Source organism: Janthinobacterium sp. GW822-FHT07H10 (assembly GCF_058798675.1).
On sequence record NZ_JBXAKS010000002.1, the window covers coordinates 630,461 to 654,327 of the forward strand.

Sequence of the window (23,867 nt, forward strand, 5' to 3'; positions counted from 1 at the left end):
GGTGTTGCCGCATTGTTAAAGAAAAGCTGAAGACCGCGGCGCCGGCCATGGCGCCTTACCGGCGCGCCCCTGGCCGCTGCCAGTTTCCTCCCGCTCCGGTACAATCTCGCCTATGTATATCGATTCCCATTGCCATATCAATTTCCCCGAGCTAGCTGCTCGCATGCCCGAGATTCTTGCCAAGATGGCCGAGAACAAGGTCACGCACGCCTTGTGCGTGTCCGTTGACTTGCCGGACTTTCCGCAAGTGCTGGCCCTGGCCGAGCAGTATCCGCATATTTTTGCCTCCGTCGGCGTGCATCCCGACTACGAGGATACGCCGGAGCCGTCCGTGGACGACCTGGTGCGGCTGGCCGACCATCCGAAGATCATCGCCATCGGCGAGACGGGCCTCGACTATTTCCGCCTGACTGGCGACCTCGAGTGGCAGCGCGAGCGTTTCAGGACCCACATCAAAGCTTCAAGAATCACGCGCAAGCCCTTGATTATTCACACAAGAGCGGCCAGTGAAGACACCATACGCATCATGCGCGAAGAGGGCGCCGGCGTGGCCGACGGCGGCGTGGCCGGCGTCATGCATTGCTTTACTGAATCCCTGGAAGTGGCGCGCGCGGCCATCGACATGGGTTTCTATATTTCGTTTTCCGGCATCGTCACCTTCAAGAGCGCCAAGGACTTGCAAGCCGTGGCGCTGGAAGTGCCGCTCGAGCGCATCCTCATCGAGACGGATTCACCTTACCTGGCGCCCGTGCCCTTCCGCGGCCGCATGAACGAACCGGGCTACGTGGCCCACGTGGCGGAATACCTGTCGACCCTGAAAGGCATACCGCTGGCCCAGGTGGCGCAGCAGACGACGGATAATTTCTTCAAGTTATTCAATCAGTTGCCATAACTTATTAAGGTTGATTATGATGCGAAAACTCGCGCTGGCGGCGCTATTGTGCTGGGCCGGGGCCAGCCAGGCGGCGCCGGAACCGGAAGCCTTCTCCCGCGCCGTCTCCGTCAACAATGACAGCGGCGTGCGCAGCATGCTGGCCGACGGCATGAATCCCAACCTGCCCGACGCGCAGCGCGGCGACGTTCCCCTCGTGCTGGCCCTGCGCGACGATGCGGACAAGGTCTTCGAGGTCTTGCTGGCCGCGCCCGGCATCGACCTGGAAGCCCGCTCGGCGAATGGCAACACGGCCCTGATGATGGCCGCCTACAAGCACAAGCAGGCGGCCGTGGAAGCCTTGCTGGCCAAGGGCGCCAAGGTCAACCAGAGCGGCTGGACGGCGCTGCATTACGCGGCCTCGGCCGGCGACTTGCCCATCATGAAGATTTTGCTGGACCGCGACGCCGTCGTCGATGCGCGCGCGCCCGCCAACATCACGCCGCTGATGTTTGCCGCCCGCGAAGGCCAGGAGGGCGCCGTCAAGCTGCTGCTGTCCTGGGGCGCCGATGCGCAACTCAAGAGCGACCATGGCTGGACGGCCATCCAGTTCGCCCAGGCCGGCGACAAGCCGGGCGTGGTGGCCATCATCGAACGCCAGCTGCAGGCGCGCGCCAGCCGCAAGTAATCGTTCCAGTATCATTCCTGCAATGTTTTCCATGCCAGCGCTCAAACTGGCATGGAATTGCCTCTCACCTCAGCCCTTTGTTCATCTCCCTGATTAACGATAATGATTGTGTCGCATTAATCAGGAGATCTTTCGCATGGGTAATCACATCAAGGCCAGGCGCCGGCTGTACTGCCGCCGCCCCGCGCGCAGCCCGTGCGATATCACTGCTTTCTGGAATGACAAAACCGACCGGCCATCGGAGCCAGACTCCAAGAGGACAGACATGCTGAATGAACGAGAAATCGAGAGTTGTTACCTGGGGCAATTTATCCCCGTCCATTACCACCACAATATGTTGATGGACCAGAACCGCATGCACGGGTTCAAGTCGGCGATCGATTACGCGGTAAAACCCGGCATGAAGGTGCTGGAGCTGGGTGGCGGCACGGGCGTGCTGTCGTGGTTTGCGGCGGCCCGCGCCGACAAGGTGTGGTGTGTGGAGTTCAATCCGGACATGGTCAAGGAAGCGCGCAAGATGCTGGCGCTCAACCCGAATGGCGAAAAAGTCGAGGTCGTGCATGCGGACGCCTTCGAATACCTGCCGCCCGAGCCCGTCGACGTGGTCATCTGTGAAATGATCCATGTGGGCATGCTGCGCGAAAAGCAGGTGGAAGTGATCGAATCGTTCAAGCGCCGCTACCTGGCCCGTTTCGGCGGCCCGCTGCCCATCTTCCTGCCCGAGGCCGTCATCATGGCCGTGCAGCCGATGCAGCAGGAATACGATTTCGAAGGCTTTTACGCGCCCATCGTGCAATTCCAGGAAACCACGGCCATCCATCCTGGCGTGCAGGAACTGGCGCCGCCATCCGTCTACAGCATCATCGACTTCAGCCAGCCGACGGACAGCGTGTTCGGCTTCGACGGCAAGTTCGTCGTCGAGCGCAGCGGCACACTGAACGCCTTGCGTTTCGTCACCAAGAACATCCTGGCCGTCGTGCCCGAGCGTTCCACCACCATCGACTGGCTGAATCACTACATGTGTTTGCCGCTGGCCATGCCGGTCGCCGTGAAGGCGGGCGACGTGCTGCAAGTGAGCTTCCAGTACCGCGCCGGCGGCTCGATCCCTTCGCTGGAAGCGTCGATCCGCGCGCAGGTCATCTACGACGTCAACCTGCAGCCTGTCGTGCAGAACGCCGTCTACGCCTGAACGCCGGCCTAAGCTGCTGCACGTCGCGATGTGCGGCCTGCGATGCTCGCTGTGCCCTGGCACAGCTGCGCTTCTCGGCCACAACCCGCTGCCGCTCGCGACGGTTTTTTCAGGCGTTTTGACGCACCTTTTGCTAACGCCGCAGGCATTTCGTCCTGCGGCGTTCGTCCATTCAGGGTATATTTCGTCCTTTACCCACCGGACAGCTTTACTATCATGGAACAGATCGATCAGCGTTACCTCGTGCAACAGAACAAAATCAGCGACGGCGAGACCAAGCCGCCCGTGTTTGCCAAGGTGATGCGCAGCAAGGAAGGCGTGTTTGAAGGCGTGTCCTTCATCAAGTCGAAGGACAAGGCGACCGTCATGACCATCGAGGACGCCAACCAGGCCATCAAATGGGCCACCAGCAAGAAACCGAACGCGCACGAGTACGTCACCAAGGTGATTTGCGTCGGCCAATAAACACGCCGCCAGCCGCCGTTCATTCCCGCTTTCGTCCCGTTCATCGTGCCATTGTGCCGTTCATCGCATTGCCGTTGCCGCCATGCCGGCGCTTTTATATAGTGGCGTCACGGTAGCGGGGCAAGCACAGCTTGCTCCGCACATTTCATTCAAGGGGAACGACATGCTGGGTTTTGTGCTGTGGCTGCTGCTGCTGATGCTGTGCTGGCCCCTGGCCTTGCTGGCGCTCGTGCTGTATCCGCTGGCCTGGCTGCTGCTGCTGCCGTTCCGCCTGATCGGCATCGGCGTCGAGGGCGTCTTCGAGCTGTTGCGCGCCATCGTCATGCTGCCGGCCCGCGTGCTGGGCGGCGGACGGCGCTGAAGCGCTCCTCCCCATAAAAAAAATGGCGCCCCCGGCGCCATTTTGTATTTGTCGGACAGTACTCTTACAGGTCGACCATGAAACCGGCGCCGATCGACTTTTGCGAATAGTTGTAGTCGATCAAGCTCTGGCCATAGCCGGAGAACAGCTGCAGATAGCCTTTCAGGTTGGCTTTCAGCGGGAAAGCCCAGCTGGCCTGCATGGAGCCATGCTTCTTGCTGAAATTGCGGCGGGCCGTGACGGCGTATTCATGACCCTTGTTGCGATAGCTCAAGCGTAAATCGCCATGTCCCATGTAATCGATGATGTCGATATTATCATTGTCGTTCGCGCTATTGTCGAGGCGGTGCCACACGCGCGCCGTGATGGCCAGATTGTCTTTTTCCATGCCCAGCTCGGCATATACGCGGTTCCAGCTGCGCGACAGGGTCGAGGTCTGGCCGTTTGACTGGTGCACCAGGCCGAAGTTCAGGTAATTGAATTCCAGGCCGGCGAGATTCTTGTTGATCGGCATGACCAGCATCAGTTCTGGCTGATAGTTCGTCTCGCGGAACGGGCTCGAGGCCTTGCGGTTGTACGCCTGCCAGAAGCTTTGCTGCGTGTAGCCGAACCACATGTCGATCGGCGTGCCGGCGATGTCTTCCAGCATTTTCATCTTAAAGCTCAGCTGGAAAGTCAGCTCCACATGCTGGCTCTTGATGCCGCCCGGCGTGAAATCCTGGAACGGTTCGTCATTGGAAGCGTTGCTGTAATTGGCCAGCAACAGATACGTGTCGCGGTGGGGGCGGAAGTTGAACAGGCCGCGTTTCGACGCCTCGTTCAATTCCCACGATTGCTGGGTGCGCGAAATCGGCGTTTCCGGCGGCGCCGCGCCAGCCTGGGCGATGGCGGGAATGGCGGCGTTGACGGCTTCCGGCGTGGCGACGCCAGGCGGGCTGATGAGCGTGAGGGGCGCGACCTCGGCGGCAGCCGCCAGGGTCACGGCCGCCGTCGCCGGATCGCCGCCGGCGGCGATGGTGGCTTTTTCCGCCGCCTTGGCCAGGGTATCGAAGCATCCCAGGCGGGCGCTGGCGTCACCGAGCACGGCGCAACGCTGCATTTGCTGCTCCAGTTCGCCTGCCATGGATAGCGCAGGCGACGCCAGCAGGGAAGAGAGAATTATTTTTCTTAGTTGAATAGTCATAGGCTGTGTGGGGCATGTCGTTCGGTGCGCACCTGGGCTGCATGCCGGCGGCGTCGCCTTGCATGGCAGGATGCCATGCATATTGATACTGATTAATCTTTGTTGATTTAGTACTTATGAAAGTATAGCTGAATCCGCAATTAGCCCCGGTGCGCCTGACGTGCGCGCGGCGGACAGTGTTGTGTGCATGGTAAACGGCCCGCTGCCGTGCCGCCAAAATCGATGTCTGCTACACTGGAAAACCGGCGCAAACCCTGGCGTGCCGGGGCTAGCCATGGAGATTGTGATGACCCGCAAAACACCTATCGAGCGCTACCGCAACATCGGCATCAGCGCCCATATCGACGCCGGCAAGACCACCACCACCGAGCGCATCCTGTTTTATACGGGGGTGAATCACAAGATAGGCGAAGTGCACAATGGCGCCGCCACCATGGACTGGATGGAACAGGAGCAGGAACGCGGCATCACCATCACCTCGGCCGCCACCACGGCCTTCTGGAAAGGCATGGCCGGCAATTTCCCCGAGCACCGGATCAACATCATCGATACGCCGGGCCACGTGGATTTCACGATCGAGGTCGAACGCTCGATGCGGGTGCTCGACGGCGCCGTGATGGTCTACGACGCCGTCGGCGGCGTGCAACCGCAGTCCGAGACCGTCTGGCGCCAGGCCAACAAATACCACGTGCCGCGCATCGCCTTCATCAACAAGATGGACCGGGTCGGCGCGGACTTCCTGCGCGTGCGCCAGCAGATCGGCGCGCGCCTGAAAGGCGTGGCCGTGCCCATCCAGCTGCCGATCGGCGCCGAAGAGCATTTCACGGGCGTGATCGACCTCCTGAAAATGCGCGCCATCACCTGGGATGACGCCAGCCAGGGCGTGCAGTTCAGCTATGGCGAGATTCCCGCCGAATTGCAGGCGCAGGCGCAGGAGTGGCACGAGCACCTGGTCGAGCATGCGGCCGAAGCCAGCTCCGAGATGACGGAACGCTACCTGAACGGCGACACCTTTACCGAGGCCGAGCTGAAGCAGGCCTTGCGGGCGCGCACCATCCGCAATGAAATCGTGCCCATGCTGTGCGGCAGCGCGTTTAAAAACAAGGGCGTGCAGGCCATGCTCGATGCCGTCATCGAATACCTGCCGTCGCCGATGGAAGTGCCGCCCATCATGGGCCATGACGAGCACGACAACGAGGTGGAGCGCCATCCGACGGACGACGAGCACTTTTCCGCGCTGGCCTTCAAGATCATGACGGACCCGTTCGTGGGCCAGCTGACGTTCTTCCGCGTGTATTCGGGCGTGGTGAACTCGGGGGACATGGTCTACAACCCCACCAAGAGCGCGCGCGAGCGGCTGGGGCGCATCCTGCAGATGCATGCGAACGAGCGCAAGGAAATCAAGGAGGTGTATGCGGGCGACATCGCCGCCGCCGTGGGCCTGAAGGCCGTCACCACGGGCGACACCCTGTGCGCCATCGACCACATCATCGTGCTGGAAAAGATGATCTTCCCGGAACCCGTGATTTCGCAGGCCGTCGAACCGAAGACCAAGCCCGACCAGGAAAAGATGGGCATCGCCCTGAACCGCCTGGCGCAGGAAGACCCGTCGTTCAAGGTGCACACGGACGAGGAGTCGGGCCAGACCATCATGTCGGGCATGGGCGAGCTGCACCTGGAAATTCTGGTCGACCGCATGCGCCGCGAATTCGGCGTCGAAGCGAATGTGGGCAAGCCGCAGGTGGCTTACCGCGAAACCATCACGCGCACGGTGGAAGATGTGGAAGGCAAGTTCGTCAAGCAGTCGGGCGGACGGGGCCAGTACGGCCACGTGGTGCTGAAACTCGAGCCGCTCGAACCCGGCACGGGCTACCAGTTCGTCGACGCCATCAAGGGCGGCGTGGTGCCGCGCGAATTCATTCCCGCCGTCGACAAGGGCATCGCCGAAACCCTGAAATCGGGCGTGCTGGCCGGCTATCCCGTGGTCGACGTGAAGGCCACCTTGACCTTCGGCTCCTACCACGACGTCGATTCGAATGAGAATGCCTTCCGCATGGCCGGCTCCATCGCCTTCAAGGATGGCATGCGCAAGGCCGCTCCCGTGCTGCTGGAACCGATGATGCAGGTGGAGGCGGAAACGCCGGAAGAGTTCATGGGCAACGTCATGGGCGACTTGACGGCCCGGCGCGGCATGGTACAGGGCGTCGACGACATTCCCGGCGGCGCGGGGCGCATCGTCAAGGCCCTCGTGCCGCTGGCCGAGATGTTCGGCTATTCCACCACCCTGCGTTCGCTGACCCAGGGCCGCGCCACTTACACGATGGAATTCAAGCACTATGCGGCCGTGCCCAAGCATATCCTCGACCAGGTGGCGGCGGCGGGCAAAACCAAATAGAGGCGGGTAGCGGGTAGGTCGGATTAGCGCGCAAGCGCGTCATCCGACGCCACCACCGGCAACGCCAACGATGTTGTCGGATGACGGCCTGCGGCCTGATCCGACCTACCCATCAATTCAGAAGATTCTGCGCAATAATCGTATCGGCGATCTTTTCCGCCTCGGCCACCGGCTGGCCCAGCGCTTTGGTCGTGTAGACGGTCGACGCCGCCATCGGCTGGTCCAGGGTCGCTCCTTCGCCATGGCTGGTCTCGACCGTCACGGTGGTGGACAGGCCGATGCGCAGCGGGTGGGCCGCCAGTTCCTTCGGGTCCAGCGCGATGCGCACGGGCACGCGCTGCACCACCTTGATCCAGTTGCCCGTGGCGTTTTGCGCCGGCAGCAGCGAAAACGCGCTGCCCGTGCCGGCCGACATGCCCAGCACCTTGCCGTGGTACACCACCTTGCTGCCATACAAGTCCGTTTCGATGGTGGCCGCCTGGCCGACGCGGATATTGCGCAATTCGGACTCCTTGAAGTTGGCGTCGACCCATAATTGATCGAGCGGCACGATGGACATCAAGGGCGTGCCCGGCGTCACGTGCGAGCCCAGCTGCACGCTGCGCTTGGCCACGTAGCCGGAGACGGGTGCGAGCACGGCGTTGCGGCGCACGGCCAGCCACGCCTGCACCACGTCGCCCCTGGCCGACAGCACGGCCGGATGGCTGGACAGGTTCACGCCGGCCACGCCCGACTTGGCGGACTCGGCCTGGCGCTGCGCCACCACCAGGGCCGCGTTCGCATCGTCGACGGCCTGTTTCGCGTGGGCCAGGTCTTCGCCGGAAATCGTCTGGTCCGCGGCCAGCGGCGCGCGGCGCGCCAGATTGCCCTGCGCCGTGGCCAGGGCCAGGCGGCGCTGCCCGATGACGGCGTCGTACTGCGCCACGCTGGAATACCGTTCGCGTTCCTGGCGCACGACGTTGCCCAGTCGCGCCTCGGCCTGGCGCAGGGCCAGGTCCGCATCGATGCCGTTCAGGGTGATGAGCGGCGCGCCCGCTGTCACCATCTGCGTCTCGTCGGCGCGGATTTCATCGACATTGCCCGTTACCTGGGCGGACAGGGTGACCAGGTTGCCGCCCACATAGGCGTTGTCCGTGACTTCTTCCTTGGCCAGCACCAGTTGATAGTAGGCGGCCCAGGCTACGCCGGCCACGACAAACGCGGCCGTGATGGCCATCAGTACGGCCTTGCGCTTGCCCGGTTGTTCGGTTGGGGTGCTTGTTGCTGTGGTATCGCTGCTCATGATGTGTTCCGTAATCGATGGTTATTGTTGGGCGGTGGCATTGGCGGAAAAGTCGCTGCTACCCCGGTAGCCGCCGCCCAGGGCCACGGTCAGGCCGATTTCCGCGTTCTGGCGCTGGTTTTGCAGCTGCATGCCCAGGTCCACCTGGCCGCGCACGGTCATTTCCGCGCTGAGCTGGGTGGCGCGGTCGGCCAGTCCTTGTTTCAGGCGGGCATTCGCATTGCGCAGCTGCGCTTCGCTGGCGCGCAGGTTTTCCTGCTGCAGGCGCAGCTGGTTTTCCACGCCCTGCACCCTGGCGCCGGCCTGCGCCACGTCGCGCACGACGTTGTAGACGTTCTGGTTGTAGTCGGCGATCAGTTCATTGCGCTCGCTGCGCGCGCCGGCAAGCTGCGCCTGCAGGCGGCCGCTGTCGAACAGGGGCAGCGACAACGCCGGGCCGATGAACAGGGTGCGGCTGCCGGACTCGAGCAGCTTGCCCAGCTTGATGGCATCGAGGCCGAACGAGGCGCCGAGGTCGATATCGGGGTAAAACGCGGCCTCGGCCGCCTCGATGCCGCTCAGCGACGCTTGCACGCGCCAGCGCGCCGCCTGCAAGTCGGGCCGGCGCGCCAGCAATTCCATGCCCAGCTTGCCGGGCAGGGCGTGCGGCAGCGCCTGCGCCGCCTTCTGCTGCAGGCTGGCCAGGGCCGTGCCATCCGCGCCCAGCAGCGCGCGCAAGGCTTCGCGCTCCGTGACGATCTGCGTTTCCAGCATGGCGATCTGCTGTTGCAGCAGGCTCAGCCGCGTTTGCGCGGACAAATGGTCGTCGCTGACGCCGAGGCCGTTGGCGATGCGCTTTTCCTTATCCGCCACCAGTTGCTGCTGCAATGTCACCAGCGCATGCAAGTTGTCCATGCGGGCCCAGCCGTTTTGCATGCTGAAATAATGTTTGGCGATTTCGGCCGCCAGCATCTGCTCGGCCATCGCGTACTCGGCGCGGCGCGCGTTGATTTCGCCCAGGGCGGCCGCGATCTGCGCCTTGTGCCGGCCCCACCAGTCGAGGTCGTAATGGGCTTGCAGGCCCACCGTCGCTTCATTGTAGTAATTGCCGCCGATGGGAGCGGGCATCAGGCCGTTGCCTGAATAGCGCTGGCGGTTGGCGGCGGCGTTCACATCCACGCGGGGGCCGCGCTCCGCATGCCGGGCGTCAAAGGCGGACAGGGCCGAGCCGATGCGGGCATGCGCCACGTCCAGGCCCGGGCTGGCGGCCAGCGCCTGCTCGACCAGCTGATCCAGCTGCGGGTCGCGGAACTGGCGCCACCACTGGGCCGCGGGCCAGCCTTCGCTGGCCAGGTGGATGTCGGCCGCCAGCTGGACGGTGGCCAGGTCTTGCTGCGGCAGCCGTTGCGCGTCGGGCGGGATGCTGGCGCAGCCGGCCAGGGCCAGCGATACGCTGAGGGCCAGTATGCCGAGGGAGAGTTTCATAGGTGTGTGCATGAGGGTTATTCCATGGCCGCGTGGTCGCCCACGACCGGCGCATTCTTCTTCGGTGGTTTGATCAGGAGCAGGAGCGGCAGCACGAGGATGGTCAGCCACATCATCAGCCAGAAATCGTCGAGGTAGGCGATCATCGACGCCTGCCGCGTGATTTCGCCATTCAGCGCCGCCATGCCGGTGCCCGTGCCCAGGTCGAAGACTTGCGCGATGCCCGGGTCGTGCAGGGCGGGGTTGCCGATATTGATGTGTTCCGTCAGGGACGCATGGGCAATCTGCGTATTGCGCACCAACAAGGTTTGCACGAGAGCGATGCCGATGCTGCTGCCGATATTGCGCACCAGGCTATAGATGGCCGTGCCTTCCGCCCGCATCTGCGGCGACAGGGTGGCAAACGTGGCCGCGCTCAGGGGCACGAAGACGAGGCCCAGGCCGATGCCCTGGATGATGCCGTTCCACACGACGGTCTTCGGCACGAGGTCCAGCGTGAAATTGGCCATCTGCCACAGCGAGAACGCCGTGATGGAAAAACCCACGCCCAGCAGGATGCGCGTGTCGATTCTGCCCGTGAGCTTGCCGACGATCAGCATGGCCATCATCGTGCCCAGGCCGCTTGGCGCCGTCACCAGACCGGCAATGGCCGCCGGGTAGTTCATCAAGCCTTGCAGCATCGACGGCGTCAGCACCCGGGTGGCGAACAGCACCAGGCCGACGATGAAGATGAACAGCAGGCCGCTCACATAGTTCGAGTTCTTTAACAGGCGGTAATCGAGGAAGGACTTGCCGGCCGGGCGCAGGGCCGTATGGGCGATGAAATAGCACAAGCTCATGGCCAGCACGATGGCTTCGATCCACGTTTCCGTCGAGGAAAACCAGTCGTTCTGCTCGCCACGGTCCAGCAGCATCTGCAAGGCGCCGATGGACAGGCTCAGGGTGGCGAAGCCGAACATGTCGAAATTCATGCGGCGGTTCGGCGGGTCCTTGCGGATGTAGCGCCAGATGCCATAGAAGGCCATGGCGCCGATCGGGATATTGATGAAGAAGACCCAGCGCCAGCTGTAGCTGTCCGTCAGCCAGCCGCCCAGGGTCGGTCCCAGGATGGGGCCTATCATCACGCCCATGCCCCAGATGGCCATGGCCGAGCCGTGCTTTTCGCGTGGATTGATGTCGAGCAAGACCGCCTGCGACAGCGGCACGAGGGCCGCGCCGAACACGCCCTGCAGCAGACGGGCGGCGACGATCTCGGACAGGGTGCCCGACAGTCCGCACAGCACGGAAGCGAGCGTGAAGCCGGCCACGGAGACGAGGAAGGTGTTTTTCTGGCCGAAACGGTCGCACAGCCAGCCCGTCAGGGGCGTGGCGATGGCGGCGGCGACGATGAACGACGTCAGTACCCAGGTGATCTGGTCTTGCGAGGCGGACAGGCTGCCCTGCATGTGGGGCAGGGCGACGTTGGCGATGGTGCCGTCGAGCGCCTGGATGATGGTGGCGAGCATGATGGAAATCGTGATCATGCGCCGGTTCAGCGTGGGATCTTGCGCAGCCGGTACGGAGGACGCGGCAGTGGCCGAACTCATGCGGATTTCTCCGTGGCCGCCTGCAAGGCTTCCAGCAGTTCGGTGGCGGCCCGCAATTGTTCTGGGTCAATGCCTTGCAACAGTTCCTTGCGGAAGCCATCCGCTTCCTTGCGCACTGTGTCGTACACCTGCATGCCCGCGTCGGTCAGCACGACGAGTTTCACCCTGCGGTCCGTTTCCGATGGCTGGCGCTGCACGAAGCCCGATTTCACGAGCCGGTCCAGCATCGACACCATGGTGGGGTTTTCCACCCCCAGCTGGTGCGCCAGCTCGCTTTGCGACGGCGGCTGCGGCGACTTGGCGATCATGGCGATGGCCATCCAGCTGGCCTGTCCCAGGTCCAGGTCTTTCAGGCGCCGGTCGATCGCATGGCGCCAGCCGCGCGCCGTCTTGTGGAGCGCGGCGGAGAAACGCTCTTCGATAGAAATCATAAAGTAAGTCGTCTAATAGTTAGGTCTCGAACTAATATTCTAGCATGCAGATGTGCGCCGCGTGCAGGCCTTTCTGTTTTCCCCCGCCGCTGTTACATTAGTGCCAGTCCATCACCTTCAGGAGACAGCATGACGACCGCAGAACAGAAACAGGAAGGACAGCACCGTGACGGCAGCGACTTTGTCATCACGCAAACTTTCGACGCGCCGCGCGAGCTGGTGTTTCAGTCGTGGGTGGAGCCGGAGCGCCTGGCCCAGTGGTGGGGCCCGGTGGGCTTCGAATTGAGCGTGCTGGCGCTCGACCTGCGGCCGGGCGGCATTTTTCATTACGGCATGCGCGCCGACAATGGTTACGAGATGTGGGGCAAGTTCACTTACCAGGCTATCGACGCGCCGGAAAAGATCGTGTCGATCCTGTCGTTCGCCGACAAGCAGGGCAATGCCGTGCAGCACCCCGTCAGCGCCACGTGGCCGCTGGAATCGTTCAATACCATGACGCTGACCGAAGAAAACGGCAAGACGACGATGACCCTGCGCTCGACGCCGCATAAGGCGACGGATGAGCAGCATCGGACTTTTGTGGAAGGGCATGAGTCGATGACGGAGGGCTTCAAGGCCACGTTCGGCCAGCTGGCGCAGTACCTGGCACGCGTGCAGTGATCTGGCGCGGTTTCGTTAACAACGGCGGGCCGGAGTCGCGGGCCTGAGAAAACGGCCATGGCCATTCTTCAGGCACGCTGGGTCCGAAGGGCCCGGCTTGGCAGCGGGAGCCTGCCCGGCTTGCTCCTGTCTGCCCGTTTGGTGTTCGCCGGCAAGCACCGGCATGAACGCGGGCAAGTCGCCGCCATGCCTATGTGTGCGACAGAATATTGATGAGCTTGCCGAAAGGGTCGCGCACGAAAAAGCGCCTTACGCCCCAAGGTTCATCGACTGGGCCATATTCAATGGGAAAGCCTGCCGCAGACATGCGTGCCAGTGCCGTATCGACGTCATCGACTTCAATGGAAAGGTCGGGCACGGCAGTGTTCGAGCCGCCTTCCGTCGCGAAGCTCACCTGAACGCTCATCTCGGTCTGCAAACCATATGTCCTGATCCAGCCATGATCCATTAACAGGCTGAGACCCAGCACTTCCTGGTAAAAAGTCCGGGCCAGCCCCAGGTCCGGCGCCGGGAAATTTGCCACTATCCGCATGACTTGCATATTTTTCCTCACTGCCAAAGATTGAACAATTCAACACCCGCCTCTAAGCGTCAGTTTTGGCTATACCAGCCTCCAGCAGGCTGTGACAGGCCGAGAAAATCTCATCGAAACAATCCTCTGCCGCAATGCCAAAACACTGGTGCCCTGTTTGTTCGTGCGCCAGCACCGTGAAGTCTTCCAGCGATGGAGGATGTCCAAGCTTTCCTGCGATGGTTGCTATCAGGGCGCAGCCCTGGTTGGCATCGAGCGACCTGTCCAGCACGTCGCGAGCCAGAAGAAGGGCGTCACCGATGGTTTCATACTGCCTCATATCGTTCCGTTCGCATTCATGGCCGCTCCGGCTATTGGCAGTGGAAACGTCTTATGAGAAAGAATGACATTCCCATACTTCATTGGTTTGCCGTGTTGCCAGGATGCATTCTCGAATCGCACATAGTATTCCTTGCTGTGGGCGGCACTGACCAGTTTGCTTAACATCCGCAAAAATTCATCGAGTGAAAAATGGGCGCGATCAAAGTCTTGCGGGAAAAAGGTAAGTTCGCAGAATATGCTCCCTGCGGCGTCCCAGTAGAAGAACGCCTGAATGTGCTTGGGATTGCTGCCATCGTCCCATAGCGTCGACAGTGCGCCGGTGCGCTGTTCCAGGAAGCGGGCCAATGCCGCGTATGGAATGTCTTCGCCGCTGTAGGTTTTCGCCTGCCTTAGCTGCCAGTAAGCAGCCAGAACATGGAGGACGCCGATAGCACCAGACGTCGAGATGCATTCCGCAAAGTTGATGTCCCGGCAGGAGCCGTCATCATCCAGCAGGGCAGCCTCGACAGCGTTCAACATGGTTTGTTCATTGATTTTCATGAATGATTTGCGCATCCGGCACCTTGAACACCGTTTCCCCAGAGACAGACGCAATGCCCCACGGCTGCTCCGTACTGACCCGCGCCAGGCGGCGCCATCTGCACGGACAGGCTGGCCACGCGGGGAACGGTCATGAATCATCATCCCGCTTGGCATCGCGCTCGCGGCAGCTCAGGGATGCATAGTGCCCCTTGGGGACCTTGTTCCTGATCGCCACCTCGCGCAGTTCATGCGCCAGATCAACATGATCGCTCAGGGTGCAGCGGTTGGCGCGGGCAAACTGTTCCAGGTTCCTGGTACTGCCATGCACCTTCACCGTGACTCCCGCACCGGGGCTGACGCAGCAGCCGATGTATTGCGTGATGTACTCCTCCTCGATCAGCACCAGTTCATGACCGAGGAAGGGGGCGGGTGTCTTCAAGAGGTAGTAGTCGGTGTAGTCGGCGCGCTGGTTGGGCTTCTTGCCGACCAGGCCAGCCCGCATATAGGCCTCGATGGCCTGGCCGGACGTGCCCGTGCGCTCGGTCGTGCCCTTCTTGAGTTGCAAGGCATGCAGCAAGCCGCTTTCCAGTGACGTGGTGTCGGCGGCGAACGCCATGACGGAGCAGGCGGCAAGCATGGCACAGGCGATGGCGTGTTTCATTGTGCTTCCATCCCCAGCATCTGTTTGATCACCGGCAAGATCATCCGCCACGCGGGCGACGTCGCGGCGATTTCGTCGTAATGGCTGGCGCCGGGCAGTATCAGTACTTCCGCATGGTCGCCGGCCAGCTTCGCCTTGGCCGCATAGTCGTGCGCGACGCGGGGCGGCGAGATGGTGTCGAGTTCGCCCGTGGCCAGCACGGTGCGGCTGCCGTTGGGCATCAGGTCGGCCGCGTTGGTGTCGCTGTAGATGTCGGGACGATCATTGCTGGCGCTGCCCGCCAGTTGCACCATATCGCGCTCGCAGCTGCTCTTGATCAAGTCTTTCTCGTGGCGCAGGTCGGCCAGGCCGCCGAGGCTCAGGATATTTTTTACTGGCAAGAACTTGTCGCGGTACAGGGGGCTGGTACGCGGCAGTTTTTCACGCCCGGCGATCCATTGCACCAGCTGCCCGCCCGCCGAATGGCCCATGGCCACGATGCGGCCCGTGTCGAGCTGGTACTGGAGCGCATGCTGTTGCAGGCTGTCGAGCGCCGCGTGCATGTCTTCGTAGGTGCCGGGATAGCCGCCGCCTGCCTCGTCCACGCGCCGGTACTCGACATTCCACACGGCGATGCCCTGCGCCACGAGGGCGCCGGCCACGTTGCGCATCTGCGTGATGCCGCCGAACGCCACCGTCCAGCAGCCGCCATGCACGAGCACGACGACAGGAAACGGTCCGCTGCCTTCGGGCCGGAACAGCTGTGCGTACTGCGACGGCGCCGCGCCATAGGCGATCCGTGTCGTGGGCGCGGGGCCATGCAGGGCCAGGTAATCGTCCAGGCTCATGGGAGCGGCGACGGCGCCGTGGCTGGCGGCGAGCAGGGCGGTGGCGATCAGGGAGGGCGGCAGGGACATGGTCATGTGCGATTACGCTTGAGAGAAGAGCAACACTCTAGCATAGGCTGGCGCGCTCATCACTCCCGGAGATGCGGTTTTCTCCTATGGGAAGCGTTGCCCCATGGTATATTTCGGGCATCAGTTACCCGCTTATCGACACGGTGCACGCAAACAACATCATCACATTGCTGGACGCCGAGCATCGCGCGCTGGGAAGCATCGCCGCCGGTGTCGACCTGGCCCATGCTTTGGAACATTTGCTGCTGGCGCTGGAGTCGCAGTCCGACGAAGCCATGCACGCCTGTCTCGTCCTCATCGACGAGACCGACCGTTTTTGCGGCCTGGCCGCGCCCAGCCTGCCGCAGGACCTGTGCCTGGCCTTGCGCCACGGCGGCGAACAGCCATCGCCGTTCAGCACGGCCGCCTTTTCCGGCGCGCCCGCATACTGCGGCGACATCACGCGCGACTTGCAATGGAGCGCCGGGCGCAAGGAAGCGGTGCTGCATGGCTATCGTGCCTGCTGGGTCGCTCCCGTGTTCGGCGCCAGTGGACATATCCTGGGCGTGCTGGGCTTGCTGTTCCAGGCGCCTTGTCACCCGACCCAGCCCGAGATCGAGCTGCTGGCGCTGGCCGCCCGCGTCGCCTCGCATGTGATCGAACGGAGCCAGCTGGAACGGCAGCTGCACGACAGCCGCGAACACTTTCACTACGCCATCGAGCTCAACACCCAGGTGCTCTGGACGGCCGACATCGACGGCAAGCTCAACTATGTGGCGCAGCGCTGGCGCGAATGGACGGGGGGCAGCGGCCTGGGCACGAGCTGGCTCGAGGCCCTGCATCCCGAGGATGTACCCCATTCCCTGGCGGCATGGAGCGAAGCGGTGGGCAGCGGCCAGCCGTTCGAGGCGGAAATGCGCGTGCGCCGGCAGGACGGCCAGTACCGCTGGATGCATACACGCGCCTTTTGCCGGCAGGATGAGCGGGGCAATCCCTTGAAATGGTATGGCTCGTGCGAGGATATCGAAGAGCACTGGCAAGCGCGCAACGCCTTGCTCGACAGCGAAGCACAGTTCCGTTCGCTGGCCTCGACCATGCCCAACCAGGCCTGGCTGGCGCACGGCAACGGCGCCACCTACTGGGTCAATGAACAGGTCTGCGCCTACACGGGCCAGTCCATGAAGTCGCTCGTGGCCAGCGGCTTTCGCTACTGCGTGCACCCGGACGATATGCAGGCCACGCAGCAAAGCTGGGAGCGGGCCGTCAGCACGTCCAGCGCCTATGAATACGAGTTCCGCATGCGCCGCGCCAGCGACGGCCAGTACCGCTGGTTCCTGGCGCGCGCCTTGCCCCTGTTCGACGAGGCCGGCAAGGTGCTGCGCTGGGTGGGCACCAACACGGACGTGCAGGAACAGAAGAACGTGCTGGAAAAGATGGCCTACCTGAATTCCTCGCTGGAAGTGGAGATGGCCAACCGTACGGCCGACCGCGACCGCATGTGGCGGCTGTCGACCGATATCATGCTGGTGGCCGACATGAGCGGCATGATCATCGCCGTCAATCCCGCCTGGACGGGCATCCTGGACCGGCCGGAAATCGAATCGCTGGGCATGGATTTCATCAGCCTCGTGCATCCCGAGGACCGCATGGCGGCCTTGAAGGACCTGTCGCGCCTGGCCCATGGCGCGCCGACCCTGCGCATGGAAAACCGCTACCGGCGCCGCGACGGCGGCTACCGCTGGATTTCCTGGACGGCCGTGCCGGCGCAAAAGCTGATCCACGCCATCGGCCGCGACGTCACGGACGAGAAAGAGGCGCGGCTGGCGCTGGTGCGCAGCGAGCAAGCCTTGCTGCAGGCGCAAAAGCTGGAATCGATCGGCAAGCTGACGGGCGGCGTGGCCCACGATTTCAATAACGTGCTGCAAATTATTTCCGGCAACCTGCAGCTGCTGAAGCTGACGGTGGCCGACAACCCGCAGGCGGCGAAACGCCTCGATTCCGCCGCCTCGGCCGTCGAGCGCGGCGCCAAGCTGTCGTCGCAATTGCTGGCCTTTGCGCGGCGTCAACCGCTGAAACCGCTGGTGACGGACCTCGGACGCCTGCTGCGCCGCATGCATGAGCTGATACGCCGCGCGCTGGGCGAGGCGGTGACCGAGGAAACCTTCATCAGCGAAGGCCTGTGGCATACGCTGGTCGACCCGAACCAGATGGAAAACGTGCTGCTGAACATGGCCATCAACGCGCGCGACGCGATGGAAGGGGGCGGCCGCCTGACGTTTACCTTGAGCAATGTGACGCTCGACGCCGCCTATGCCAGCCTGCATGCGGACGTGCTGGCGGGCCAGTATGTCTTGCTGACCATCACGGACACGGGCCACGGCATGGAGCGCGACGTGATCGACCAGATCTTCGAGCCGTTCTTCACCACCAAGCGCGAAGGCGAGGGCACGGGCCTGGGCCTCTCCATGGCCTACGGCTTCATCCGCCAGAGCGCGGGCCACATCAAGGTGCACAGTGCGCCGGGAGCGGGCACGACCTTCAAGATATATCTGCCGCGTTCGCTGGAAAAACTGGCCGAGCCGCCGCCCGGCCTGGCCGGACCCGTGCTGGGCGGCGGCGAGACCATCCTCGTGGTGGAAGACGACGCGCCCGTGCAGCACACGGTGGTCGACATGTTGCGCGGCCTCGGCTACGACGTGCTGCACGCGGACGACGGCGCCTCGGCCCTGGCCCTGCTGCGCAGCGGCGTCGCCGTCGACCTGCTGTTTACGGACGTGGTCATGCCGGGTCCCGTGGGCAGCAAGGAGCTGGCGCGCCAGGCGCGGCTGCTGCTGCCGGAACTGGCCGTGCTGTTTACCTCGGGCTATACGCACAACGCCATCATGCAGGGCGGCCGGCTGGACCCGGGCGTGGAGCTGCTGAGCAAACCGTACCGGCGCGAAGACCTGGCCCGCACGGTGCGCCATCTGCTGGCCGACCGCCGCCTGGTGGGCGCGCCCGACCCGTCCGGACGACGCATCCTGCTGGTGGAAGACAATGACGATGCGCGCGAAATGAGCACGGAAATGCTCAACATGCTAGGCCATACCGTGTATGGCGTGGCCAGCGCCGAGGACGCCTTGCCCCTGCTGGCCTTGCCGGGCCTCGACGTGCTGGTCACCGACATCAGCCTGCCCACCATGTCGGGCCTGGAACTGGCGCGCCATGCGCGCGAGCACTGGCCGCAGCTGGAAGTGATCTTCGCTTCCGGCCACGACTGGGGTGCCAGCCTGATGCAGGACGCCAGCGCGCGTTTCCTGCGCAAGCCGTTCAGCCTGGAAGAGCTGGCCGCGGCCCTGAAGGCGCGCCGGCCCGGGACTTAAGCGCCTGTCTTGCCGGGCGGCAGCAAGACCTGCTGCAGCTGTTCGAGGGTAAATGGCTTGACGAGGAAGCGCGCCGCCGGGTCCAGCACGCCGGAATTGGCCGGCGCATGGCCCGTGGAAAACACCACTTCCAGCCGCGGATGCTCGCGCGCCACCAGTTCGGCCAGTTCGACGCCCGACATGTGCGGCAGGCTGATGTCGGTCAGCAGCAACTCGAGTCCAGGCGTGCCCAGCAGCGGCACGGCTTCCTCGGCCGTGCCCACGGCCAGCACCGCATGCCCGAGCATGGCCAGCAGTTCGCCCGTCATGGCGCGCGCGTCCGCATTGTCTTCCACCAGCAGGATGTGACGCGTGCCGGGCCGTGCCCCGGGCAGCGCGGGCGCGGCCGGCTGCGGCGCCAGCTGCGCGCGGTATTGCTGCAGGCCCGCCACGTGGCGGCCATTGGCCAGCAAATGGCGGATGCGCCGCGCCAGGTCTTCGCGCCGGTAGGGCTTACTCAGCAGCTCCACGCCCGGTTCCAGGCGGCCGCCCTGCATGATGGCATCCTGCGTGTAGCCCGAGGTAAACAGCACGGCCAGCTCCGGCAGCAGCAGCCGCGCCTGGCGTGCCAGCTCCGTGCTGGCCACCTTGCCCGGCATCACCACGTCCGTAAACAGGAGGTCGATGGGGATGCCGCTGCCGATGATGTTGAGCGCGCTTTCGCCATCGCTGGCGCGCAGCACGAAATAGCCGAGGCCGCGCAGCATGTCGACCACCGTCGTCTGCACCTGCAGGTCGTCTTCCACGACGAGGATGGTTTCCTTGCCGCCGAGCACGGGTCCACTGAGCTGCAGCGGCAGTTCGGATTCCGCTTCCAGCGAACGGGGCAGGTAGATGCGGAAGGTGCTGCCATGGCCGGGTACGCTGTCCACCTTCAGGTGGCCGCCGCTCTGGCGCAGGAAACCATACGCCATGGACAGGCCCAGGCCTGTGCCTTCGCCTTCGCGCTTGGTGGTGAAGAAGGGCTCGAAAATCTTGTCCAGCAGCTCGGGCGGAATGCCCGTGCCCGTGTCTGACACGGCCAGCTGCACATAGTCGCCGGGCACCACGTCCGCATGGCGGGCCGCATAGGCGCTGTCGAGCACGCTATTGCTGAGTTCGATGGTCAGCTGGCCCTGGCCCTCCATGGCGTCGCGCGCATTGATGGCGAGGTTGAGGATGACGTTTTCCAGCTGGTGCGGGTCGACCAGGGCGCGCCAGGCGCCTTCATCGAGCAGCAAGCGCGTGTCGATGGTCTCGCCCGTGGCGCGGCGCAGCAAGTCCTCCGTCGAGCGCAGCAGGTGCGCCAGGTCCGTCACCAGCGGTTTCAACGGTTGACGCCGCGCAAAGGCCAGCAACTGCGCCGCCAGCTTGGCGCCCCGTTCCACGGCGGCCGTGGAGCTGGCGATGCGCCTGGCGGCCCGCGGATCGTCGCCCACGGTCATCTGCAGCAGCTGCAGGTTGCCGGAAATGATTTGCAGCACATTGTTGAAATCGTGGGCCACGCCGCCCGTCAGCTTGCCCAGCGCTTCCAGTTTTTGCGACTGCAGCAGCGCCGTCTCGCTGTGGCGCAAGGATTCCTGCATGCTGCGCAAGGTGCTTTCCGCCTCCTTTTCCAGGGTGATGTGGCGCCCCGTGGCGAACACCAGGTCGCCTTCGGGCGCGGCCACCCAGGACAGCCAGCGGTGGCCGCCGTCGCGGTGGCGGTAGCGGTTTTCAAAGCTGGGCATGGCTTCCGGCGTCACTTGCGCCACCTGCGCCAGTGCCCGGCGCGTGGCGGCGGCATCCTCGGGCAGCACGAAATCGAACACGCTGCGGCCCAGCATTTCCTCGGGCAGCCAGCCGAGGATGGCGGCCGAGGCCGGGTTGACGGCGGCGAAGCAATATTCGGCATCGACGGCCACCATCAGGTCGTGCGCGCTGCGCCATAGCCTTTCGCGTTCGCTGTTGCGTGCCGCCAGGTCCGCTTCCAGCTTCTTTTCCACGCTGATGTCGCGCGCGCTGCAATACACCTTGTCGCCCTCGGGCACGGCCACCCACGACAGCCAGCGCCAGCCGCCGTGCTTGTGGCGGTAGCGGTTCTCGAAGCGCAGCGCCGGCTGGCCCTGGTTGGCCGCCTCCCACGCCGCATAGGTGCGCTTCAAGTCGTCAGGGTGGATCAGTTCCAGGAACTTCGTCGTGCGGATTTCCTCTTCCGACCAGCCCAGCGTGGCTTGCCAGGCGGGGTTCGAGTGCTCGAAATAGCCGTCGAGGTTGAGCACGCCCAGCAGGTCGGGGCTGACTCGCCAGGTTCGGCCGAATTCGCGCGTGCGCTCGGCCACCTGCTGTTCCATGTTGGCACTGAGCAGGCGCAGCTGTTCTTCCGCCTGGGCCCGCAAAATGGTCGACCAGACCCGTTCCGACACTTGCACGGCCAGTTCGATTTCGTCCGCGCGCCAGATGCGGGCGGCGCGGCTGTGGACGACGAACAGGGCCGCCAGCCGGCCATCCTTGGCGATGGGAATGTTCAGGAAGGCGCGTATGCCCAGCCGCGCGAACGTGGCCAGCGCGGCAGGCGCGGCCGTGCGCGGGTCGCTGGCAACGTCGCTGACGGCCAGTGCGTGGCCGGCCGACAGCGTGTCGGCCAGTCCGGCGGCATAGTCACCGAGAAAGTATTCGCCGGCGGCGCCCGGCGCCAGGCCATCGCTCCATGCATGTTGCAGGGTGGGGCATTGCAGGGTCTGGTCAATGTCGAAACAGGCGACCTGCTGCGCGCCCAGGCGCTGGCCCAGCATTTGCGCCGACAGGGCGAGGATGGCGCCCGTGTCGTGCAGCAGGCGCAGCCGGCGCTCCAGTTGCAGCAGGAAGGCCACGCCGCTGGGGCCGGTGGTGGTGCGGTGTTCCGTCATGCCGGCCTCAGCTTCCTGCCAGCGGCAGGGTGACGCTGAACAGGGCGCCACTGCCGGGCTGGCTTTGCAGGGTGATGGCGCCGCCGTGCGCATCGACCAGCTGCTTGGTGATGAACAGGCCCAGGCCCAGGCCGCCCGAGCGGTCCTGGTACATGACGCGCTCGAAGGCGTCGAAGATGCGTTCCTGGTCCTTGGCGCTGATGCCGATGCCATGGTCGCGCACTTCGATGACGGCGCTGTTCTGCGTGTGCGCCAGGCTGATTTCCACGGGCTGGCCCTGGCCGTAGCGCAAGGCATTGCTGATCAGGTTGACAACGATCTGTTCCACGCGGAAGGCATCCCAGTAGCCGTGGATGGGCTCGAAGGCCAGCACTTCGAGCACGCTGCCCGTCGTCGCCGCATAGTGGGCCAGATCGTCGGCCACGCGGCGCACGAGGCACGCCAGGTCGACCGGCTCGCGGCGTATCGACAGCTTGCCGCTGGTGATGCGCGAAACGTCGAGCATGTCGTCGATCAGGCGCACCATGCTGCGGATCTGGCGCCCGTCGCGGGCCACCATCTTGTTCAGCTTATCCGCTTCGAAGGCGGCCAGGTTGCCCCGCTCCAGGTTGACGGTGCGCATCTGGGTTTCCAGGAACAGGGTGTTCAATGGCGTGCGCAATTCGTGCGCCACCATGGACATGAATTCGTCGCGCAGGCGCAGCGAGCGCTGCAGTTCGGCCTGGGTGGCGCGCAATTCCTTGAGCAGCGCTTCCTGCTGCTGGCGGCTGTACTCGAGCGCCTGCACCTGGCGCCGCGTTTCGTTGCGCTGCTGGTGCAGGGCGACAAACACGTTGACCTTGCTTTGCACGGCATTGATGTCGAGCGGCTTGTGCAGGAAATCGACGGCGCCGCTCTCATAGCCCTGGAAGGCGAAATTCATTTCCTTGCCGGCCGCCGTGACGAAGACGATGGGGATGTGGCGCGTCTTTTCCGTGCCGCGCATCAGTTGCGCCAGCTCGAAGCCATCCATTTCCGGCATTTGCACGTCGAGGATGGCCAGCGCAAAATCGTGTTCGAGCAGCAGGGCCAGCGCTTCCTCGCCCGAGGAGGCCTGGTAGACGCTGCGGTCGCTCTCGCGTATCAGGGCATTGAGCGCGCGCAAGTTTTCCGGCAAGTCGTCGACGATTAATAATTTGGTACTGGTTTCAGTCATCATGTGTCATTCCTGGCATGGCTTTGCCGTCCAGCGTAAGAGGGCGCGGCGCGCGATGGCGCGCGTTTGCGGTAGAGTTTTTCGACGCCGGGCAATGGCTCGAACTCGGTGGAAAAACGGGTGAAATGCGGACTTTCCTTGCTGCCCAGCCCCAAGAAGCCCCGGTGGCACAGCGATTCATGAAACAGGCCCAGCGCGCGGTCCTGCAGCTGCTTGTTGAAATAGATCAGTACATTGCGGCAAAGCACCAATTGCGTTTCAACAAAGACGCTGTCCGTCGCCAGGCTATGGTCGGCGAAATTGATCTTGTCGAGCAGTTGCCGGGGGAAGCGCGCCGTGGCGTGCTCGACCGTGTAGTACTCGGCCAGCTGGCCCAGGCCGCCAGCTTCCCGGTAGTTGTTGCCATACTCTTCCATCCGGTGCAGCGGATACGTGCCGCGCACGGCCGTGGCCAGCGCCTGCGGGTTGATGTCGGTGGCGTAGATGCGGCTGCGCTCGAGCAAGCCTTCCTCGTGCAGCACGATGGCCAGCGACAACGCTTCCTCGCCCGTGCAGCAGCCGGCCACCCAGATGGTTGGCGACGGGTAGGTTTTCAGCACGGGCACGACATCTTCGCGCAAGGCGAGGAAAAAGGCCGGGTCGCGGAACATTTGCGTGACGGGCACGGTCAAAATCTGCAGCAGCCGGCCAAAGGCGGCAGGGTCGTCTATCACCAGCTGCTGCATGGCGGGCAGGTCCGCGCACTGGAAGCGGTCCAGGGCATGGTTCAGCCGCCGGCGCTGCGAGGGCAGCGTGTAGTCGCGGAAGTCATAGCTGTAGCGCTGATAGATGGCTTCCATCAGCGCCTGCAGTTGCGCATCCGTGTGGCGCGCGGACATCAGTGCCGCTCCATCCTGTGCGAAACAGGCGAAAGGCGCG

At 63.9% G+C, this 23,867-nt stretch carries 21 protein-coding genes; 8 read left to right on the plus strand and 13 right to left on the minus strand.

Going from position 1 to position 23,867, the window contains the following annotated elements; genetic code table 11:
- Window positions 1-112 precede the first annotated feature (112 nt).
- The 5 genes from AC1RDJ_RS07060 (at window position 113) to AC1RDJ_RS07080 (ending at window position 3,574) form a co-directional block, all read left to right on the plus strand.
- Window positions 113-892 (plus strand): TatD family hydrolase, encoded by a 780-nt coding sequence (locus AC1RDJ_RS07060; RefSeq protein WP_493027048.1) that lies wholly within the window; start codon window positions 113-115, stop codon window positions 890-892.
- 16 nt (window positions 893-908) lie between these two features.
- The gene (locus tag AC1RDJ_RS07065; RefSeq protein ID WP_071323559.1) at window positions 909-1,559 is read left to right on the plus strand and encodes an ankyrin repeat domain-containing protein; all 651 of its coding nucleotides are present in this window, start codon (window positions 909-911) and stop codon (window positions 1,557-1,559) included.
- A 265-nt stretch (window positions 1,560-1,824) separates the two neighbouring features.
- The gene (locus AC1RDJ_RS07070) at window positions 1,825-2,748 is read left to right on the plus strand and encodes a class I SAM-dependent methyltransferase (protein WP_071323560.1); all 924 of its coding nucleotides are present in this window, start codon (window positions 1,825-1,827) and stop codon (window positions 2,746-2,748) included.
- Window positions 2,749-2,964: 216 nt separating this feature from the next.
- Window positions 2,965-3,213 carry a hypothetical protein gene (locus AC1RDJ_RS07075; protein ID WP_071323561.1) on the plus strand — a complete coding sequence of 83 codons (249 nt, stop codon included), beginning with the start codon at window positions 2,965-2,967 and terminating at the stop codon, window positions 3,211-3,213.
- A gap of 163 nt (window positions 3,214-3,376) precedes the next feature.
- A complete protein-coding gene (locus tag AC1RDJ_RS07080; RefSeq protein ID WP_071323562.1) occupies window positions 3,377-3,574 on the plus strand; it encodes a hypothetical protein in 198 nt (65 codons plus the stop codon).
- A 64-nt stretch (window positions 3,575-3,638) separates the two neighbouring features.
- Here the strand turns inward: AC1RDJ_RS07080 and AC1RDJ_RS07085 are convergent, their stop codons facing one another.
- Window positions 3,639-4,697 carry a phospholipase A gene (locus AC1RDJ_RS07085; protein WP_083411784.1) on the minus strand — a complete coding sequence of 353 codons (1,059 nt, stop codon included), beginning with the start codon at window positions 4,695-4,697 and terminating at the stop codon, window positions 3,639-3,641.
- 346 nt (window positions 4,698-5,043) lie between these two features.
- Here AC1RDJ_RS07085 and fusA point away from each other — a divergent pair, with 346 nt between their 5' ends.
- Window positions 5,044-7,152, plus strand: a complete 2,109-nt coding sequence (fusA, locus tag AC1RDJ_RS07090; protein WP_071323564.1) for an elongation factor G — start codon at window positions 5,044-5,046, stop codon at window positions 7,150-7,152.
- A 112-nt stretch (window positions 7,153-7,264) separates the two neighbouring features.
- Here the strand turns inward: fusA and AC1RDJ_RS07095 are convergent, their stop codons facing one another.
- From AC1RDJ_RS07095 to AC1RDJ_RS07110, 4 genes are read right to left on the minus strand one after another with little or no spacing between them, the layout of a single operon-like run.
- A complete protein-coding gene (locus tag AC1RDJ_RS07095; protein ID WP_493027049.1) occupies window positions 7,265-8,434 on the minus strand; it encodes an HlyD family secretion protein in 1,170 nt (389 codons plus the stop codon).
- Between the two features lie 21 nt (window positions 8,435-8,455).
- Window positions 8,456-9,898, minus strand: coding sequence for an efflux transporter outer membrane subunit (locus AC1RDJ_RS07100; RefSeq protein WP_493027050.1), 1,443 nt, complete (start codon window positions 9,896-9,898; stop codon window positions 8,456-8,458).
- Between the two features lie 17 nt (window positions 9,899-9,915).
- Window positions 9,916-11,484: a DHA2 family efflux MFS transporter permease subunit gene (locus AC1RDJ_RS07105; protein ID WP_493027051.1), complete on the minus strand. Its 1,569-nt coding sequence runs from the start codon at window positions 11,482-11,484 to the stop codon at window positions 9,916-9,918.
- Window positions 11,481-11,915: a MarR family winged helix-turn-helix transcriptional regulator gene (locus tag AC1RDJ_RS07110; protein ID WP_289886668.1), complete on the minus strand. Its 435-nt coding sequence runs from the start codon at window positions 11,913-11,915 to the stop codon at window positions 11,481-11,483. Before AC1RDJ_RS07110 ends, AC1RDJ_RS07105 begins: the two co-directional genes overlap by 4 nt.
- Before the next feature lie 129 nt (window positions 11,916-12,044).
- Between AC1RDJ_RS07110 and AC1RDJ_RS07115 the strand changes: the two genes are divergently transcribed.
- Window positions 12,045-12,575, plus strand: a complete 531-nt coding sequence (locus tag AC1RDJ_RS07115; RefSeq protein WP_493027052.1) for an SRPBCC family protein — start codon at window positions 12,045-12,047, stop codon at window positions 12,573-12,575.
- Between the two features lie 190 nt (window positions 12,576-12,765).
- Here AC1RDJ_RS07115 and AC1RDJ_RS07120 read toward each other — a convergent pair whose 3' ends face one another.
- From AC1RDJ_RS07120 to AC1RDJ_RS07140, 5 genes are all read right to left on the minus strand, one after another.
- Window positions 12,766-13,116, minus strand: a complete 351-nt coding sequence (locus AC1RDJ_RS07120) for a VOC family protein (RefSeq protein ID WP_071323570.1) — start codon at window positions 13,114-13,116, stop codon at window positions 12,766-12,768.
- A 43-nt stretch (window positions 13,117-13,159) separates the two neighbouring features.
- The gene (locus AC1RDJ_RS07125) at window positions 13,160-13,426 is read right to left on the minus strand and encodes a hypothetical protein (RefSeq protein ID WP_493027053.1); all 267 of its coding nucleotides are present in this window, start codon (window positions 13,424-13,426) and stop codon (window positions 13,160-13,162) included.
- Window positions 13,423-13,968, minus strand: coding sequence for a hypothetical protein (locus AC1RDJ_RS07130; RefSeq protein WP_493027054.1), 546 nt, complete (start codon window positions 13,966-13,968; stop codon window positions 13,423-13,425). Before AC1RDJ_RS07130 ends, AC1RDJ_RS07125 begins: the two co-directional genes overlap by 4 nt.
- A gap of 130 nt (window positions 13,969-14,098) precedes the next feature.
- Complete coding sequence (locus tag AC1RDJ_RS07135) at window positions 14,099-14,611, minus strand: hypothetical protein (RefSeq protein ID WP_493027055.1); 513 nt, start codon at window positions 14,609-14,611, stop codon at window positions 14,099-14,101.
- Window positions 14,608-15,513 carry an alpha/beta hydrolase gene (locus AC1RDJ_RS07140; protein ID WP_493027056.1) on the minus strand — a complete coding sequence of 302 codons (906 nt, stop codon included), beginning with the start codon at window positions 15,511-15,513 and terminating at the stop codon, window positions 14,608-14,610. The genes AC1RDJ_RS07135 and AC1RDJ_RS07140 overlap by 4 nt, the downstream gene beginning before the upstream one ends.
- A gap of 80 nt (window positions 15,514-15,593) precedes the next feature.
- Here AC1RDJ_RS07140 and AC1RDJ_RS07145 point away from each other — a divergent pair, with 80 nt between their 5' ends.
- Complete coding sequence (locus AC1RDJ_RS07145; protein ID WP_493027057.1) at window positions 15,594-18,848, plus strand: PAS domain-containing protein; 3,255 nt, start codon at window positions 15,594-15,596, stop codon at window positions 18,846-18,848.
- On the opposite strand, the gene AC1RDJ_RS07150 is transcribed toward AC1RDJ_RS07145, so the two are convergent.
- Genes AC1RDJ_RS07150 through AC1RDJ_RS07160 form a run of 3 tightly spaced genes read right to left on the minus strand, consistent with a single transcriptional unit; the run spans window position 18,845 to window position 23,827 of the window.
- Window positions 18,845-21,754: a hybrid sensor histidine kinase/response regulator gene (locus tag AC1RDJ_RS07150; protein ID WP_493027058.1), complete on the minus strand. Its 2,910-nt coding sequence runs from the start codon at window positions 21,752-21,754 to the stop codon at window positions 18,845-18,847. The genes AC1RDJ_RS07145 and AC1RDJ_RS07150 overlap by 4 nt on opposite strands.
- Before the next feature lie 7 nt (window positions 21,755-21,761).
- Window positions 21,762-22,952 carry a hybrid sensor histidine kinase/response regulator gene (locus tag AC1RDJ_RS07155; RefSeq protein ID WP_493027059.1) on the minus strand — a complete coding sequence of 397 codons (1,191 nt, stop codon included), beginning with the start codon at window positions 22,950-22,952 and terminating at the stop codon, window positions 21,762-21,764.
- Entirely contained in the window at window positions 22,949-23,827 is an 879-nt protein-coding gene (locus AC1RDJ_RS07160; protein ID WP_493027060.1) for a CheR family methyltransferase, read from the minus strand. Before AC1RDJ_RS07160 ends, AC1RDJ_RS07155 begins: the two co-directional genes overlap by 4 nt.
- Window positions 23,828-23,867: the final 40 nt, after the last annotated feature.